Origin of the sequence: uncultured Thermanaerothrix sp., from assembly GCF_938028735.1 — a bacterium.
In the GTDB taxonomy this organism is placed as follows: Bacteria; Chloroflexota; Anaerolineae; order Anaerolineales; family Anaerolineaceae; genus Thermanaerothrix.
The window spans coordinates 1-16,857 of the sequence record NZ_CALIMF010000023.1; the positions used below are offsets into that span (position 1 = coordinate 1).

The following is a 16,857-nucleotide window of genomic DNA, read 5'->3' on the forward strand; positions in this document are numbered from 1 at the left end:
ACAGGACCAACAAGAGAGATGGCATGACCAGGAAGCCACTCCCTACCTTTCCCCATGCGTTGAATCCCCGGTACCGCGGTAACGCTTTAGAGCCTGGTAAAGGATGAGATACTTGGCGTGCGACCACAACAAGGGCGTGGCAATAGGCCCCCAGCGCTCCACCCAGGGGCGGTAGAAAGAAGGCGCAATCAAGTTTGCCGGCACTTGCTCGGGCAACTGACCCGCTGAATCGGCCTGCGCTTCCATCCAGGTCAGCAGCTCCAGTGCACGGGCGTCCTCACCCACCTCAGCGTAATACCAGCCCAACCAGCCAGCCAGCAATATCCACTCCCCACCCCCATAATACGTATCGGTGGCATACCGGTGAACCCCACCGCGAGGCACGCGAAGCCTCTGCTCAATGCGTCTGACCGTCGCCTGCATTAACGGATCCTCGGCTGCAACCACACCGTAGGGAACCGCTAAACCCAACAAACTGGCATCCACGTCCTCAGCCCCAAGGTACTTAACAAAATACCCCGCATGGACCGCACGGTTGAGAAGGAAATCTCGAATGCCCTGTGCCAACTGGGCAAACGCGGGGTTTCCTCCCCAATGTGAGTAAGCCATCAACCCCCCATAAATCGCGGCCAGGGTATGAGGATGAATCATTCCCGGGCGTTCTTCCCAACAGTCATAACACGGGTATGACCACAACGCACCCAAATAAGCGGCTGCCAGTTCGCCTGCTTGCTGCCAATCTCCTGGCAGGGTATCACCACTTTTGTGTAGATGCTCTCCAACCGCCCACAACCAAGTTCCGAACCCATCAAGCTGAAAATTCGCCCAACCTTCGCTGCGCCCTTCCTCCCCCTCGAGGGTGTACCGCGTATGCAGGTAATCCGCACCCAGCGGCAAATGATGGCGCGCCTTTTCAATGGCCCGCAGGGCCTGCTCGGCGTGACGCAGGATGGTAGCAGCGCACCAGGTATGGAAGCGGCGCGCGCTTGCATGTTCGCCCACCAGATTCATAGCATAGGCGGTATAGGCGCCATCCCGAAACCAGCAATATTGGTAGATCGGAAAATTGGGGCAGGCCACATAACTGCCCGCAGGCGCCTGATTTTCAAGAATGATAGCGATGCTCGCACGCAATAGATTGGGTTGCATCCTCATTTGCTCCATTCAAGTAGAATAAGCCCCCAGTAATGGAGAAAGGGTATTTGAAGGCTCAATTGATCCCCTTCCTGGCGAAAAACCAGTGGAATTGGGGAAAGGTCTTGGGTATCCGGTGAAGCCCATCCCACGTAACGTACCGGTTGCGACACCCCTCTAAGTAGGACGGGCTGATGGAGTAATGGAAATGGGGACCGGGTCAGCGGCTGATTCCATTCACCGCTAGAAAGCCCCACCAAGTTAATCAGGCTAATGGCTGTGAAGGCGTCGCCGTCTCTCACCAGCGGATACACCTTGTTCCACTGCAGGCTAGGCGAGATCTCTACCCCGGGCAGGGTAAGACGCTGGAGGTAATTGAACGTGGATTCGTGGGCAAGCGGCCCGAATGCGTTCTGGTAGCGGATGGCAAAATCCTGGTAACGCCTCAGCGCTTCCCCCAGAGTAGGGGGGAGAAGTTTGTAATGAGGAAAATAGGGCTCTGCCAAGTATCCTTCCTGCTCCCCAAACTCAATGTGAGTGCCTCCGCTGGCCAGAATAACTGCATCCATGAGGCGGGCATTCACTTCGTAAGTAGGGTCAATATAAGCTGCCAGCACCACAGCCTTTCCACCACCGAGTTGCTGGGCTTGGGTAATCAAAGTATGTAGCGCATCAAACGAGGTATAGGGAGGCCACACCTCGATGTAAACAATATCTTGGCCGGCGGAAGCCACGGTCTCAATTGGCCAATTCCCCACCGCATTAAAGACAACCGACCCATCCGGACGCAATCGCCGCACGTGCTCGCGGGTGGCATTGATCAGTGCAGCCAGCGGCTCGGCTAGGCCAAAATGGTGCCCCTGCGCATCATACGCGTCCTTAGGATCGCCATATTGGTCCAAGTGAATTCCATCAAAAGCGGTGCGGGTGAGGACGTCATCGAATTGAGCCAGCAAATGTTGAGACCAGGGCGAACCCGGGCGTGGATCCATATAAACGAGGAAATTCTCCCCCAGCACATAAGGCTGACCCTCTGGGCGGTAGAGCGCCCAATCGGGATGCTGCTGGTAAAACGCGACGGAAGCAGCGTAAATGGATGTGTAGGGCATGGCCGCAATGCCCCGGGCGTGGGCTGCAGCGATTAGGGCTTCAACTGTACGGCGGGAAAGCGTCCGTCCCAGAGGATCTGGGTATGGTTCCTGGGGCGTGAGGAATTGTTCGTGGCGGTACATCCAATCGTAGAACTGTAGAGCATTAATGCGGTATTTCATCAGGCTCCGAAAGGTAGCCTCAAGGTTCTGGCGATCGGGGGCAAAATCGCTCAAAAAGCCGTAGCGTGGCATCTGGGTCCAGTGCGCCAGTACATCGAAGGCGGTTGAATACGTTGAAAGAATCTGCCCATCTGAAGTACTCAGAACCAGGTCCATCCCGTACCCGCGCGGCGCTTTTTCCTCTGCCTGCCAGACAAACTCCACCGGAGAGAGACCCTCGGAGAGGCTCAGTGAGCGCTCCAGTTCCAGCAACGTTTGGGTGAGATAGGTAATGCGCACCCTTAAGGTGACCGCCTGCGGAGTTGTCAAGGTATTTTTTAGGTTCACCACCCAGTGTACTGGCTCACCGGGGAGGAAGAACGCGCGTGGGAATTCAACCGAAGCAATCGTGATCGCAGCAGTATTCATCTCAACCTCAGAATGCAAAGATGTTATTGTGGGGGAAGACAAAGGCGGATTTGCACAAGCGCTCAGTAGCATTGCGCCAATCAGCGTTATGCAGGCTAGCCAACGCCATTTCATCCCTTGACCGCACCTGCGGTGATCCCGCTAACGAAATAGCGCTGAAGCGCAATAAAAATGATCAACACTGGAATCAATGCAATAATCATCGCCGCGAAGACCAACCCCCACTCAGTACCATGTTGGCCTTGAAACGAATAGATAGCAATGGGCAAAGTGCGCTTCAAGGGATCATCAATGATGGTCAACGCCCAAGTAAACTCATCCCAATGGCCCAGGAAGGAGAAAATGGTCACGGTAGCCAGCGCCGGCGCCGAAAGTGGCAAGATCATCCGCAAGAAAATGGTCAGGTAACCTGCTCCATCAATCAGCATGGCTTCTTCCAGTTCATGAGGCAATTGTTCGAAGAAGCCGCGCAAGAGGAAGGTATTGAGGGAGGTGCTTCCAGCAATATAAACCAGAATCAAGCCCCACAAACTATTGCGTAATCCCAGCGTCTTGATCAGTAGAAACTTGGGAATGATGGTGATCATATCGGGCACCATCAATACCAGGAGAATGGTGAAGAACAGCGCTTCACGCCCCGGGAATTGGAAACGCGCAAAGGCATAGGCCATCATGGCCGAGAAGAGAACGGTGAAGAAAGTCGAGGTCAGCGCAACGATAGCACTGTTGGTGAAATACAATTGAAAATTGTTTGATGTCCAGGCTCGCACGAAATTACCCACTGAGGGATGGGTGGGGATCAATTGAGGTGGATACTCGATGACAAAAACATGCTCTTTGAAAGCATTGGAAACCATCCACAGAAACGGGAAGACCATTACCGCAGCTCCCGCCACGGCCAGGAGATAAAGCAGCAGAAGCCGCAAAACTCGGGAGCGATTGAGGGGGCGTTGAGACTTTTTCATCCGTAAACCTCAACGGGTTTGCGTAAAAATCGCATTTGCAGGTAACTGGCCGTGATCAGGAAAACCGCCATGAGCATCGAAAGGGCGGCACCATAACCAAAATCCAGGAAATCAAAGGCCTGACGGTAGGTGTAACTCAGCAAAACCTCTGTCTGTTGGCGCGGTCCTCCCCCGGTAATCAGGTACACCGAAATGAACACATTGAACCCACCAATCAGTAGCATCACCAGCGTAAAAACGACCGTTGGGCTCAACAAAGGCAAGGTAATGCGCCAGAACCGCTGCCAGCCACTGGCACCATCAATTGCCGCCACCTCCATAAGTTCTTTGGGAATGCCTTGCAATGCAGCCAAGTAAATGACCATGGACCACCCAATGCCCTTCCAAATTCCCAACACCAGAATGGGAATAAAGGCTGTGCGGGCTTGCTCATACCACATGATTGGTTGGCTGATCACGTGAAACACCTCAACCAAAAAATAGTTGATCAGCCCGTTGGGACTTTGGAAAAGGTAGCGAATGAGAAGGGAAACAATGACCCATGAGGTGATCACTGGAAGATAGTAAACGGTGCGGAAGAAGGCCCGCCCCCGCGGCAGGCTGTGCAAGAGCAGTGCCGCCAGCATGGCCAAAATCATCTGACCAGGGACGGTTACCAAGGTGTAAATCAGCGTATTCAGAAAGGCTCGCCCCACCACCGGGTCCTCAAAGGCGCGCAGATAATTCGCCAAGCCAATGAACAGACTGGCTTTGCCCGGCATGATAGACCAGCGGTAAAAACTCATCTGAAGCCCCTTGGCCAACGGGTAGATCTGAAAGATGAGGAAGAATAGCAACCCTGGCACCAGGAATAAATACGGCACAAGCCTTTTACGCATTTTCAGACTTAAAGCCATGGGCACCCAACCGGATAAGCAGAACATGGAGGAAGGGGGATGTGCAAGTGGATCACACCCCCCTTGGAGGTAATTACGGCGTGGAGGCTAACAGAGCATCCAATTCAGTTGCTAGGCGATCCAGATTCTCTTGGACGGTTCCTTCACCCGCTAGAATGGCCTGGCCGGTGTTGGTGAGTTTCTCTTCCATGCGTGCCCAGGCAGGGTGAGGTGTGCGGGCTTTGGCAGTTTTGAGTTGCTCCAGGAAAATGCCGAAGAAGGGGTGGTTCCGAATCACCTCACTTTCTCCTGCGCTCTTTAACACCGGCATCTGGCCGGTTTCCACCCACTTCAACTGAGTCTCCTCGGAGAGCATAAAGCGCACAAACTCCGCCGCCGCCTCCTTGTGTTGGCTTTGCTGGAAGATCACAATATCCTCACCACCTACAACCGAGATCGAGCCGCCCTTCCCAGCCGGCATCAAGGCCAATCCATAGGCTTTATCCGGGAATTGACTACCAAACAGGGGCGGGAACCAGGGCCCTTCAAGCAACATCGCAATCTCATCCTTTGCAAAACCGCCCCACGCATCTACGCCACCGCCCTTAATCCCCGGATGGATGTAGCCCTTATCCACGCCATCCTTGAGGAACTGATAAGCCGCCGCCGTCTCCGGGCTGTTCACATAACCGCTGGCTTTGGTAATCTGGGGATCGGTGATATCACCACCAAACGACCAGATCCATGGATTGACCGCCCAAGCGTATGTGCCACCATCGGCAAAGCAGTACTTGCCCGCACCCAATTGCTTGATCTTCTCACACACGGCCAGAAATTCCTCGATGGTAGCCGGGGATTTTTCAACGCCGGCCGCCGCAAACATGTCCTTATTGTAAACCAGCACCCGTGTATTGGTATCTAGAGGCAGTCCGTAGTAATGGCCCTGGAAAAAGTTGGTTGAAAGCGGCCCGGGCAGCATCTGCTCCTTGAGCGTTTCAAAATCGGGCATCACTTCCTCCAGCCGGGCCAGAGCCCCCTGGTCGGCCAGTTCGGGCACCCAGATAATATCTACGCGGGCCACATCTGGCGCCGTCCCACCCGAAAGCGCGATCAGGAGTTTGCGCCGAAATTGATCGTAGGGCACCAAAACCGCCTGCACTTTAATATTGGGATGCTGGGCTTCAAAAGCCGGAATGATGGTTTGTTCCAAAAACTTGGCTTCCACGTCGGCATTATAGGCATGCCAGAAGGAAATTGTGACCGGTCCGGCGGGTGGCGCAGTGGGAGTGACCACTTTTTCCTTTTCGACTACCACGGTCTCTTTGATCGTCGAGGGTGTCTGAGGAACCACGGTAGGCGCACAGGCTGCCAGAAAGGTTGCAAACATCATCAGCAGGGTCATCAAAGTCAACGACATCTTCCGAACGTTCATTTTCTTCTCCTTTTTCTACCTTATGTGGGGGACAAAACAGGGAACCGGAAAAAGGTTTGCCTTACTTTTAGCCCAACGCGTCACCTCCTTTTAGTTACTATTTTCATCGAATAAACAAATTGGCGGTAAAAAAATTTACCCGATTGAGCCCGCAATGGCTTCGTGCTGAATGGGCGACTTGAAGAGCTCACCCAGAACAAGGCTCGCCGCCCCTCTCGCCCAGGCATCGTCGCCCCACGGATCAATGCGGATTTCTGCATCGTTGCGCAGCCCCGGCATGACATGGCGTGCAATGGCCTGACGCATCGGGGCGAACAGCCACTCACCGTTGCGGGTGCCTTCACCCCCGATAATGACCATTCCAGGATCAAAGATATTGATGAGATTAGCAATCTGGAGTCCAAGCAATTCACCAGCCCGAGCAAAAATACGCCGTGCACCTTCATCGCCCGCTTCGGCCAGGGCTACCAATTCCTCAATGCGCCCAACTGGTTGACGCAATTCCCCGCGCTGCCAGGCTTCCTGCGCTTGACGTAGCAAGCCTGGATCGGCAATCAGGGTTTCCAGACACCCTCGTCCACCGCAAGCACAGGCTGGCCCCTGAGGATCTACCACAATATGCCCGAATTCCCCAGCACCGCCGCCATGCCCACGATAAATTTGGCCCTGCACCACGATGCCCATCCCCACTCCCCGCCCCAAGGTGATGACAAGAAAGTCTTCCATAGTACGCGCTGTGCCAAACCACTTTTCGCTTAGTGTAAGGGTATTGACATCATTATCCACGTACACCGGAATGCGCAAGCGAGATTGCAGAAGATCGCGCAACGGCACTTCACTCCACCCGAAGATAGGCGAGTGTTTGAGCACCCCCTGACGACCATCTACAACCCCTGCCAGCCCGATTCCTACCCCCAGCAATTGTTTTTTGCGCACCCCCCCCGCGTGAAGCAAGCGGGTGATCAACTCGGCAATTCCCGCAAGGACGTCTTCCAGCGTATGATCGGGCAGGGTCACTACCTGCTTGGCCATCACCGAGGCGGTCAAATCCGTCAGCGCGCCAATCAGATGATGTTCGGTGACTTTGACACCTACCACAAAACCGCCATGGGGGTTCAGACGCAGCAGAATAGGAGGGCGCCCACCGCTCGAATCCCCTTCGGCGTGTTCCAGCACGAGATTCTCCTTTATCAACTCAGCGGTAATAGCACTCACGGTCGCCGGACTGAGGCCGGTAAGGCGGGCAATCTCCGCACGCGAAATATTGCCATGGGATTTGATGGCGTTCAAAATGATTGAACGATTATGTGCACGCATCAAGTCGCGATTACCAAGGGGGGCAGGAGACATAGTTAGTTTATTCACTGAATATAGTATCAAAATCAAGCATACATCGATTTCAACAAAATGTCAAGTGGTTTTTCTACTTCCCGCCCCCAAACAACTTCGGCGCAAGGGGCGATTCTCCCCTCACACCCTCTCAATCTCGTAATCATAGGTGATTTCGGCCACGCCGCGCACCGTGGCCGCAACCGAGCAGTACTTCCCCTCCGAAAGGCGAATCGCCTGCTCCACCGCCTCGAGAGTCAAATCGGGACCGTGCAGGGCATAATGCATGTGAATCTTGCGAAACGTCCAGGGCGGATCAGTATCCTGTTCGCCATGCACCGTGATGCGCAGCCCGCGTAAGTCCAGGCGCTTTTTGCGCAGAATCTCCACTACATCCACCGCCGTACAAGCCGCCAGTGCCACCAGGAGCAGTTCGGAAGGCTTCATGCCCACCCCCTCATCCGGCGTCGAAAGCACCACGCTGTGGCGGGTCGAATCCACCCCCACAAACCGCTGACCGCCGATCCACTCAACCGATGCAGTTGCCATGCGCGTCTCCTTAGGAAGAAATGGATAAACGGCTTTAGTTTAACCGCCAACGCCACTTTTCAGGAAGCCGGTATATCCCCGTTCAGGGTCGTTACCCTATGCAGTGGGAGCAGACTCAACGCGCGTCGCACCATTCCCTCTACCGTAAGGCCCCGCCACTCCGCCCGGGCTGCGGTCAGCGCGTCTTCGGCCACTTCCACGTGAACCAAACGCCGATAAACCGCCTCCGCCCGCTGGCGGATTTCGTGCACAGCTTGGGGATGCGCCTTGAGGCTCTCCAGCAGGGCCAGAGCGCGCGCGGTCTGTCCCTGTTGGGCCCATAGTGCCGCTAGGTTGGTCAGGATCTCCAGCAGTAGCGGCCAGGCCTGGCTGTTCAGGGCAAGGACCAGGCCCTCGCCAAAAGCACGGGCAGCCGCTTCCACTTCTCCCAAGCCGGCATGCACCTTGCCCAACGAATCTAATACTGCCGCGTTTAGCACCGCCGCCCTCAACCGTCTGGCCATCTCCAAACTCTCGGTCAGTAGCGTGCGCGCCTGGGGGTAATCCTCCGCCTCCAGGGCTACGTTGGCAAGGTTGTTGAGTGCACGGGCCACCTGACCCTCATAACGCAGCGTCCGCCCCAGATCCAGGGCCTGCTGAAAATACGCCACCGCCAGCGTGTTATCCCCGCGCTGATACGCCGCCACTCCCAGGTGATTGAGCGCCTCGCACACCGCACGCAGGTTGCCCACGCGGCGAAAAAGATACAGCGCCTGCTCTAGTTGTACCTGGGCTTCTTCCAGCCGTCCCAGGGCGCGCAAGGTGCTAGCCAGACTGTCCAGCGCCAACGCATACACCTGGCCCTCGTCCTCGGTATCCAGCAGGGCAAGCGCCTGCTCCAAATAGCCCAGGCTCTCAGCGTAATCCCCGAGATGATAAGCAAACTCCCCGCGCCGCATCAGCACCTGGGCGAAAAAACGCCGCGCCTCTGTCTCAACCGTCATCGCCTCAGAGGTTAGTGCTCTCATCGTTTCGCTCAGCCAGTGCGCCGCTTCCAGAAAACGCCCGCGCGTACTCAACAGCGTGCTGAGTGCATCCAACGCCGCAAGCAGCCACTCATAGCGCCCTCGCTCCAGCGCCCATGTCCAAGCCTGATGCAGGTTCAGGTAATCCTGCTCCAACCTTTGCAACGCATTGGCCTGTTCGGCTCCATACAGTCGAGCATTGACCTGTCCGGCTTGCCACAGCATCCACTCAGCGTGACGGCGGCGGGTTTCTTCCTCCAAGGCGGGGGAAGTGCTCAGGTGGTCGGCCGCATATTGATGCAAAAGCGGGTGTGCCCGATAACGACCCTCTGGTTCCAGGGTCAAATAGGCCTTACCCACCAGCCCATCCAGGAAAAAGATGGAGGCCCCCGCCACCCCCCGTGCCGCCTCAGCGGTAAACCCGCCCTGGAACACGCTCAAACGCATCAGCACACGCTGTTCCTCTGGCGAGAACAGGCTCCAGAACGAATCCAGCACCTCCTGCAAGGGGGGCTCCCCAGCCGTAATCAACCCGAGGTCCTCCGACCAGGGCAAGCGCTGGCGGATTAGGCGCAGGGCTTCGGTACAACCCAACGAAGTCGCCCACGAAGCCATAATCTGAAGCGCCAAAGGCAGCCCACCGCTCAGCCGGCACAATTCGGCCACCGGCTCGCGCTCCTCATCCCTCAGGGCAAAAGCAGGTTGAATCTGGTGCACTCGCTGCAGGAATACCTGCACTGCCGGGTAGTCCTCCAGCGCTTCAACGGTTGAAACGGGCGGGTAGGCCAGCCCATGTAATGGATACAGCCACTCGCCTGGCAGGTGCGGCGTTTGGCGGCTGGTCACCAGGAGGTGCACCCGGGGTGCAGCATCTAGGCACTGGAGCAGGAAGGTGCGCAATTCTAGGTGGTGCTCCATGTCCTCCAGCACGAGCAGCAGGTGACGCGGGCGCAGGTAGTCCAGTAATTGCTCCCAAACGGAATGGGTAGCGTGACGGAAAGACAGGCCGAGCACCTCACCAAGGCCCAGTGCGACCTCCTCTAGTGAACTGGCCGCGGCCACCGAGTAATGAAAGACGCCATCCGGAAAATCATCCAGGTGCTCCCAGGCCACCTGTAGCGCCAGGCGGGACTTTCCCACCCCGCCCGGCCCGACCACCACCGCCAGGCGGCGCTGCAATGCCATCCGTTCCAACGCCCAAAGCTCTTCTTCGCGCCCCACAATGGGCATCCAGAGCAGGGGCTCAGGCAAGTTATGAGGAGGCCGTGGGGGACGTAACTGCTCTACATCCAGCCCCACCACCGGCGCTTGAAACTGCCACCCGGCTGGGGTGGGCAGCAACACCTGATGAGCGATCAGCCCCGTCATCAGATCCTCCAGCGCCCCGGGCAGACCGCCGCTAGCCGCGTGCAGCCAAGCCAGGAAATCCGGCGCAGGCTCTATTTGCAACGCCTGGCGTACCCACAGGCGGGTACCGTACTCCGAAAGCGGGCCCAGGCGGATGACAGAGAAGAGCGCCGCCCGAAAATCACCTACCATGCCCTGGGTGGTGTAAGCCACCCCCAACGGCCAGGGCGTTTCTTCGCTCAATAAAGCCCGAATGGCCTGGAGTGAGGCGGCATCTACCCAGGCGGGGTTATCCACCGTGACCAGCAAGCCACGCGCATTCTGGCGCGCCACCTCGCGGAAGAGCGCAGCAAAGAAGGATGCCAGCCCCTGCGCGGGGTATACCTCCAGCGGCCAAGTGCGGGCGGCTTCACTGAGCGCCCCTAGGTGACGGCGCGAGCGGGCGGGTGTGCCGTTAAGCGCTAGCACAGCCAGCCCGCGCAAATGCGCTAGGCGCTGCGCTTCTTCCAGAAAGCGCGTTTGGCCCCCCTGCGGTGGGGCTTCGATGCGCAAGACGCCGCGATGATGATCCTCCAGGTCGTCGTACCAAGTACGCAGCGCCGCCAGCGCTGCCTCCCGCTCGATCAGGCGCGGCGGAACCAGCGGGAGGGAACGCCACTCCAGCACTGGACTATGCGGCCCGATCACTTGCCCTTTCCCGCTGTGCTTGGCCTGATAATGACGCCGATCCGCCACCCCCAGCAGTGTCTCAATCTCCGTCCCATCTTGGGGGTAGAGCGCCACCCCCAGACTCAGGCGTAAGCGCAAGGGAGGGTCACCCGGAAATGCCCAGTTCTCAACGCTGGAGACCAGGTCTTCCCCCAACGCCACTGCGTCGGCGGCTGCCAGTCCGGGCAGGAGAATCAGAAACTCATCCCCACCGTAGCGCACAACCCAACCCCGTTCGCCCAAGAAAACGCGCAAATGCGCCCCCAGCGTTGCCAGAATGGCATCCCCGCGAGCATGGCCAAACGCATCATTGATGGATTTGAAATCATCCAGATCCAGGAAAAAGAGAGCCCAAGGCCGCTCAGGGGGTTGGGATTGCACCAGTGGAATTAATGCGGCACGCGAATAAACATTGGTCAGGGTATCCAGGGGTAAATCCACATTCTACCTGCACTTTCTATCTCTCCCCGTTCAAAAACGCTCTCTGTCTGTCGGTTCAGAAGGTTATTGACCCATCATCCTCCTTGCCATTCTTGCCCACTTCAGTGCAACCTAGGCTACGCAGAGGAAGAATACAACTGACACCCACCGACCCTTCTTTATTGGGCATAAACCCGCGTTCAGGGGTCAGGTTGCGCGCGGGAACGACGAAAGCCCTGGGTCAAGCGCTACACTCCCCCTTAGCCTTAGCCGGCTACGGGGGCTAGCGCGCCAGCGTCACCGCCATTTGATAGTACTCTAGGGGCAGTTCGCGTTTACGGCTGCTGACCTCGGCCAGATCAACCGCCACCACCTCACGGCCGCTCAGCCCCACCATTACCCCGTGCCGCCCCTCGCGCAGGAACTCCACCGCCTTGGTTCCCAGGCGCGAAGCCAGCAGGCGGTCAAAGGCGCTGGGCTTGCCACCCCGCTGGATGTGCCCCAGGATGGTCACCCGCATGGTAAAGCCCACCTCCATCTCATCAATCTGGCTGGCCAGTTGCGTCACCGAGGGACGCGCCCCCTCTGCCGCCACGATGATGGCATGGGTCTTGCCGCGGCGGTAGGCATCTTGAATGGCCTGCGCCACCGCCTCCACCGAGGTTTCAATCTCGGGGATAAGCACCAATTCGGCCCCGCTGATGATGCCGGCCTGCAAGGCCAAGTAGCCCGATTCGTGCCCCATCGTCTCGACTAAGAAAGCCCGGTTGTGTGAAGAGGCCGTATCGCGCAGTTTGTCAATCGCGTCCACAATTGTGTTAAGGGCGGTATCCACCCCAATGCAGATATCGGTGCCGTAAATGTCGTTATCAATGCTGGCGGGGATGCCCACCACCGGCACCCCGCGCTGGTGCAACGCTAATGCCCCACGCTGACTCCCCCCACCACCGATGACGACCAGGGCATCTACCCCAGCAGCGTTGAGCTGGCGCAGCGCCTCCTGCTGCGCAAACGGCTCCAGGAAGGCCTTGCTGCGCGCAGTTTGCAAAATGGTGCCACCGCGCTGGAGAATGCCGCCCACATCGCGCGCCCCCAGCGGGGTGAAGTTGCCGCGAATCAGCCCGTCAAATCCTCCCACCACCCCCAAGACTTTCATTTCGTAATGCAAGGCCGTACGCACCACGGCCCGAATGCAGGGATTCATGCCCGGCGCATCCCCTCCGGCGGTCATCACCGCCAGTGTGCGGATCTTTGGCGTTGCATCCATACTCTTCTCCCTGAGTGGCTCCATGAGCGTGCTGTGGATTGACCTGGATTGTACCCGACTCCCTGTCGGGATGGAAGGGGGTGTGCGCTCAAGCGCTCCCCGCGCGCGGGGGACGGACACGCCGCGCCGCTACGACTCCCCACCACCGGAGCCAACATCAATCCGCTCACTGCACGCGGATGGTCTCCATGAAGACATTATTCTGCCCTACCAAGCGCACTAGGCTCTGGAGCAGTTCCGGCGTGATGCCGGTGCTTTCGTTCGGAAATTCCAGCAGATAGCGCGCACCACCCTCAAAAACCCAGAAGGCGAAACGATCCCGCCCAGGCGAGGAGCGCAGCAGATAATAGGCGTGCCGGATGCGACGCACATCGCGCCCTTTATCACCGCTGGAGCGGAAGACCAGCGTGATCATACGCAGGTCCACCGGCAGGGTGCTACCATCGGCGGCCCGCGGCGCTGGTGGCAGCAGGTAGTCCACCTCTCCCATCCAGGGTGGCGGGGGCGGCTCAAAGGGGGTAGGCGGCGCCTCACCGGCGGGACGAGGGAGTCCATTGGCACCAGGAGTGGGCAGGAGCAAGTCGTCCATCGAATCTTCTGGCGCGTGGCCGGCGCGCACCTCCAGCAGGGCCTTGGGCAACGCATCATCGGCAAAAAGGGACTCTACCTCGCTTTCTCCCTCCTCGCCCACCGGCGGGAGCAGATGCCAGTCGTCCGGCTCCGGCGGTGGGGGGGGGATGGTGTAAGGCGCTCGCTTCTCGCGCAGGTTGGGCGGTGGCGCCGCCACCAGCTCCGCCTCATCCTCCAGTGTCACCTCGGCGATGACAGGCGATGCCGGTAGGGACAAATCGGACGGCCGATCCTCCACCGCCTCAGGCAAGAGCACCGCCAGCGTGTCCACCAGCACCACCGGTTCATCTTTGCTCAGATCCAGCGTTCCGCTGACCAACACCACCTGATCGCGCACCAACAGCCCACGGTACTGCTCCCAGACTTTGGGGAAGAGCACCAGTTCAATGGTGCCCTGCAGATCTTCCAAAGTGACAAACCCCATTGGCTTGCCACTCTTGGCTTGATAAGTGCGCCATTGGCTGATCAGGCCGGCCACACGTACCTTCTGGTGGTGAGCTCCATTGGGCAAATCGGTGGAGAAGTGGGTCACCTCGCGGCGCAGGCGTTCCAGGTAGGGCATCAGGGGGTGCGAGGAAACATATAGCCCCAGCAGCTCACGCTCCCACTCCAGGTACTCACGCGGGTTGATGTTGTTCACCGTCGGCAGGGTTACCGGTTCCTCCACCCCCTGCACAGTGCCAAAGAACGAGAGTTGCCCGCTGGCCAGGGCGCGGAAGTGACTGTGGCTGAGCGCAATCAGGCGGTCGAGCACTTCTAGGATTGCCTTGCGCGGGCCTAACCCATCCAGCGCCCCCACCCGCACCAGGCATTCCAGGGCACGCCGCCCCACCTGGTGCAAGTCCACACGGCGGGCAAAGTCGTTCAGGTCGCGGAAGGGACCGCCCGCGCGCCGCCCCGCCAGAATCAGCGCCACCGGGCCCTGCCCGACATTCTTGACCGCGCCCAGCCCAAAGCGAATGGCCACCTTGCCATCGGGGCGATCTTCAATAGTGAAATCGTAATCGCTGTAATTCACGTCCGGTGGCAGTACTTCGATCCCCATGCTACGGCAGTCGGCCACGTAAAACGCCACTTTCTCACTGTCGTTCATCGAAGCCGAGAGTAGCGCGGTCATGTACTCCACCGGGTAGTGGGCTTTCAGGTAGGCCGTTTGCACGGCAATGATGCCGTAATCGGCCGCGTGGGCCTTGTTGAACCCGTAGCGGGCAAATTCCTCCCAATCGGCGAAGATGGCCTGGGCCGTGGCCTCGTCCATGCCCCGTGCCACAGCTCCCCGGACGAACTTCTCGCGATGCTTTTCCAGTTTGTCCTTCTGCTTCTTAGCAATGACCTTGCGCAGGTCATCCGCCTCAGAAAGCGCATACCCCGCCAATTCCACCGCCGCGCGCATGATCTGTTCCTGGTAGATTGGGATGCCGTAGGTCTCCTCAAAAATCGGCCGCATGGCCGGGTGACGGTAGGTCACCGCTTCTTCACCGTGCATGCGGCGGATATAGGCAGGGATGAATTCAAGCGGGCCAGGGCGGTAAAGCGCCACCATCGCGATGACATGGGCGAGGGTCTTGGGGCGCATCTGCATCAGGTAGCGCGTCATCCCCGCACCTTCCAACTGGAAGACGCCCGCCGTATGCCCTTCGCTCAAAAACGCGTAGGTGGCAGGATCGTCGGTGGGGATATTGCTCAGGTCCAGATGCACGCCGTGACGCTGTTCGATCAGACGGCAGGCACGCTGCATGATGGTCAGTGTGGCCAGCCCCAGGAAATCCACTTTCAGCAGGCCCAGCGACTCGAGTACCGCCATTTCAAACTGGGTGACCGTCTTGATGGGGTTATCCTCATCGCCACCGGTGGGACGGTGTAGCGGCACGTACTCGATGGCCGGGCGGTCGGTGATGATTACCCCGGCGGCGTGGGTGCCGGCGTTGCGGAGGGAACCCTCCATCTGCGCGGCGGTGTCAATCAGTTCTTTGAGATAGGGTACCTCGTCGTAGAGGGCTTTAAGTTCGGGCGATTGCTCCAACGCCTCCGGGATCGAGATCGGCTTGCCGGGGATGTTGGGAATCAGTTTGGAGACGCGGTCCACCTCGCTGAGGGGGATGTCCATCACCCGCCCCACATCGCGGATAGCCGCGCGGGCACCCAGGGTGCCAAACGTAATGATCTGCGCCACGCGATCATCGCCGTAACGGCGTGCGCAGTAGGCCAGCATTTCATTGCGGCGGTCGTCCTGAAAATCCAGGTCAATATCGGGCATGGAAATACGCCCGGGGTTGAGAAAACGCTCGAAGATCAGGCCATGCTCCAGCGGCTCAACGTTGGTAATATCCAGGACGTACGCCACCATTGAACCTGCCGCCGAGCCACGCGCGTTGTACCAGATGCCCTGACTGCGCGCGTAGCGGCACAGGTCCCACACGATGAGGAAGTAGGCATCGAACCCCATCTCGTGAATAACCTGGAGTTCGTATTCCAGGCGCTCGCGCACTACCGGGTCGTGAGCGCGTGGGCCATAACGCCGCTGCAGCCCCTCTTCGCACAGGTTGCGCAGATAAGTTTGCGTATCGTAGCCTGCCGGCACCTCAAAGACCGGTAGATGGTAGCCCTTGGGCGAAAGGTCCACGTTGGCGCGCTCGGCGATCCACAACGTGTTTTGGAGCGCCTCAGGCACCTCGTGGAACAGCGCCGCCATCTCCTCCGCCGTGCGCAGGTAGTAGGTTGGATCGGTCATGCGGAAGCGATTGGGATCGCTGAGCAGGGCGCCGGTTTGGATGGCCAGCAAGATATCCTGCAGACGCCAGTCCTCGGGGTTGATGTAGTGGACGTCGTTGGTGGCAATCAGGTGCGCCTGGTAGCGCTGGCGCAATTCGAGCAAAGCGCGGTTGACAGTGTGCAGTTCCTCAATGTTGTGGTGCTGCAGTTCAATGAAGAAACGGTCGCGCCCAAAGACCTCAAAGTACCAATCTAGGACGCGCTGGGCGGCCTCGGGGCCGAGTTTGAGCAGAGTTTGGGGCACCTCGGCGGCCAGGCAGCCCGAGGTGGCGATCAACCCCTCGGCGTGGGCCGCCAGGAACTCGCGGTCAATACGCGGGTACTGGTAGAACCCCTCCAGTTGCGCCGCCGAGGCAATGCGCAGCAGATTGCGGTAGCCGGTCTCGTTCTCGGCCAGCAGGAGCAGGTGATAGGCGGCACGGTCAATCTTGGGGTCGCGGTCCTGCATGCGCCGCGGGGCCAGGTAGGCTTCCAGCCCGATGATCGGCTTGACCCCGGCGGCCTGCGCGGCGTTGAAAAAATCAATTACACCGTACATGGCGCCGTGATCAGTGATCGCCACGGCAGGCATGCCCAATTCCTTAACTCGCTGGACGAGTTTTTTGACATCGCTAAACCCATCGAGCAGGGAATATTGGGTGTGAACATGCAGGTGGACGAATGACATACCTACCCCTGGGAAAGGCAATGAGGGAAATGAACGCGGGGACGCTAACGATTATAGCATGGGGGCATCATTGCCTTAC

10 protein-coding genes are annotated in these 16,857 nt (G+C 58.6%); all 10 read right to left on the minus strand.

The window, feature by feature from the left end:
• Positions 1–42: 42 nt before the first annotated feature.
• Positions 43–1,149: a glycoside hydrolase family 15 protein gene (locus Q0721_RS10700; protein ID WP_299029574.1), complete on the minus strand. Its 1,107-nt coding sequence runs from the start codon at positions 1,147–1,149 to the stop codon at positions 43–45.
• Between the two features lie 2 nt (positions 1,150–1,151).
• Positions 1,152–2,813: a glycoside hydrolase family 66 protein gene (locus Q0721_RS10705; protein WP_299029577.1), complete on the minus strand. Its 1,662-nt coding sequence runs from the start codon at positions 2,811–2,813 to the stop codon at positions 1,152–1,154.
• Between the two features lie 110 nt (positions 2,814–2,923).
• Positions 2,924–3,778, minus strand: coding sequence for a carbohydrate ABC transporter permease (locus tag Q0721_RS10710; protein ID WP_299029580.1), 855 nt, complete (start codon positions 3,776–3,778; stop codon positions 2,924–2,926).
• Entirely contained in the window at positions 3,775–4,656 is an 882-nt protein-coding gene (locus Q0721_RS10715) for a sugar ABC transporter permease (protein ID WP_299029584.1), read from the minus strand. The genes Q0721_RS10710 and Q0721_RS10715 overlap by 4 nt, the downstream gene beginning before the upstream one ends.
• Positions 4,657–4,747: 91 nt before the next feature.
• Positions 4,748–6,085 (minus strand): extracellular solute-binding protein, encoded by a 1,338-nt coding sequence (locus Q0721_RS10720; RefSeq protein WP_299029587.1) that lies wholly within the window; start codon positions 6,083–6,085, stop codon positions 4,748–4,750.
• Between the two features lie 135 nt (positions 6,086–6,220).
• A complete protein-coding gene (locus Q0721_RS10725) occupies positions 6,221–7,435 on the minus strand; it encodes an ROK family transcriptional regulator (RefSeq protein ID WP_299029590.1) in 1,215 nt (404 codons plus the stop codon).
• A 120-nt stretch (positions 7,436–7,555) separates the two neighbouring features.
• Positions 7,556–7,963, minus strand: a complete 408-nt coding sequence (locus tag Q0721_RS10730) for an OsmC family protein (protein ID WP_299029593.1) — start codon at positions 7,961–7,963, stop codon at positions 7,556–7,558.
• 59 nt (positions 7,964–8,022) lie between these two features.
• A complete protein-coding gene (locus tag Q0721_RS10735; protein WP_299029596.1) occupies positions 8,023–11,463 on the minus strand; it encodes a diguanylate cyclase in 3,441 nt (1,146 codons plus the stop codon).
• A 262-nt stretch (positions 11,464–11,725) separates the two neighbouring features.
• On the minus strand, positions 11,726–12,709 hold the full coding sequence (gene pfkA / locus Q0721_RS10740; RefSeq protein WP_299029599.1) for a 6-phosphofructokinase: 984 nt from the start codon (positions 12,707–12,709) through the stop codon (positions 11,726–11,728).
• A 166-nt stretch (positions 12,710–12,875) separates the two neighbouring features.
• Positions 12,876–16,778: a DNA polymerase III subunit alpha gene (locus Q0721_RS10745; RefSeq protein ID WP_299029602.1), complete on the minus strand. Its 3,903-nt coding sequence runs from the start codon at positions 16,776–16,778 to the stop codon at positions 12,876–12,878.
• Positions 16,779–16,857: the final 79 nt, after the last annotated feature.

Excerpts from the sequence above, each read along its gene's own strand:
- Q0721_RS10700 (WP_299029574.1), bottom strand. The coding sequence starts at position 1,149 with ATGCAACCCAATCTATTGCGTGCGAGCATCGCTATCATTCTTGAAAAT.
- Q0721_RS10705 (WP_299029577.1), bottom strand. The coding sequence starts at position 2,813 with ATGAATACTGCTGCGATCACGATTGCTTCGGTTGAATTCCCACGCGCG.
- Q0721_RS10710 (WP_299029580.1), bottom strand. The coding sequence starts at position 3,778 with ATGAAAAAGTCTCAACGCCCCCTCAATCGCTCCCGAGTTTTGCGGCTT.
- Q0721_RS10715 (WP_299029584.1), bottom strand. The coding sequence starts at position 4,656 with ATGCGTAAAAGGCTTGTGCCGTATTTATTCCTGGTGCCAGGGTTGCTA.
- Q0721_RS10720 (WP_299029587.1), bottom strand. The coding sequence starts at position 6,085 with ATGAACGTTCGGAAGATGTCGTTGACTTTGATGACCCTGCTGATGATG.
- Q0721_RS10725 (WP_299029590.1), bottom strand. The coding sequence starts at position 7,435 with ATGTCTCCTGCCCCCCTTGGTAATCGCGACTTGATGCGTGCACATAAT.
- Q0721_RS10730 (WP_299029593.1), bottom strand. The coding sequence starts at position 7,963 with ATGGCAACTGCATCGGTTGAGTGGATCGGCGGTCAGCGGTTTGTGGGG.
- pfkA (WP_299029599.1), bottom strand. The coding sequence starts at position 12,709 with ATGGATGCAACGCCAAAGATCCGCACACTGGCGGTGATGACCGCCGGA.
- Q0721_RS10745 (WP_299029602.1), bottom strand. The coding sequence starts at position 16,778 with ATGTCATTCGTCCACCTGCATGTTCACACCCAATATTCCCTGCTCGAT.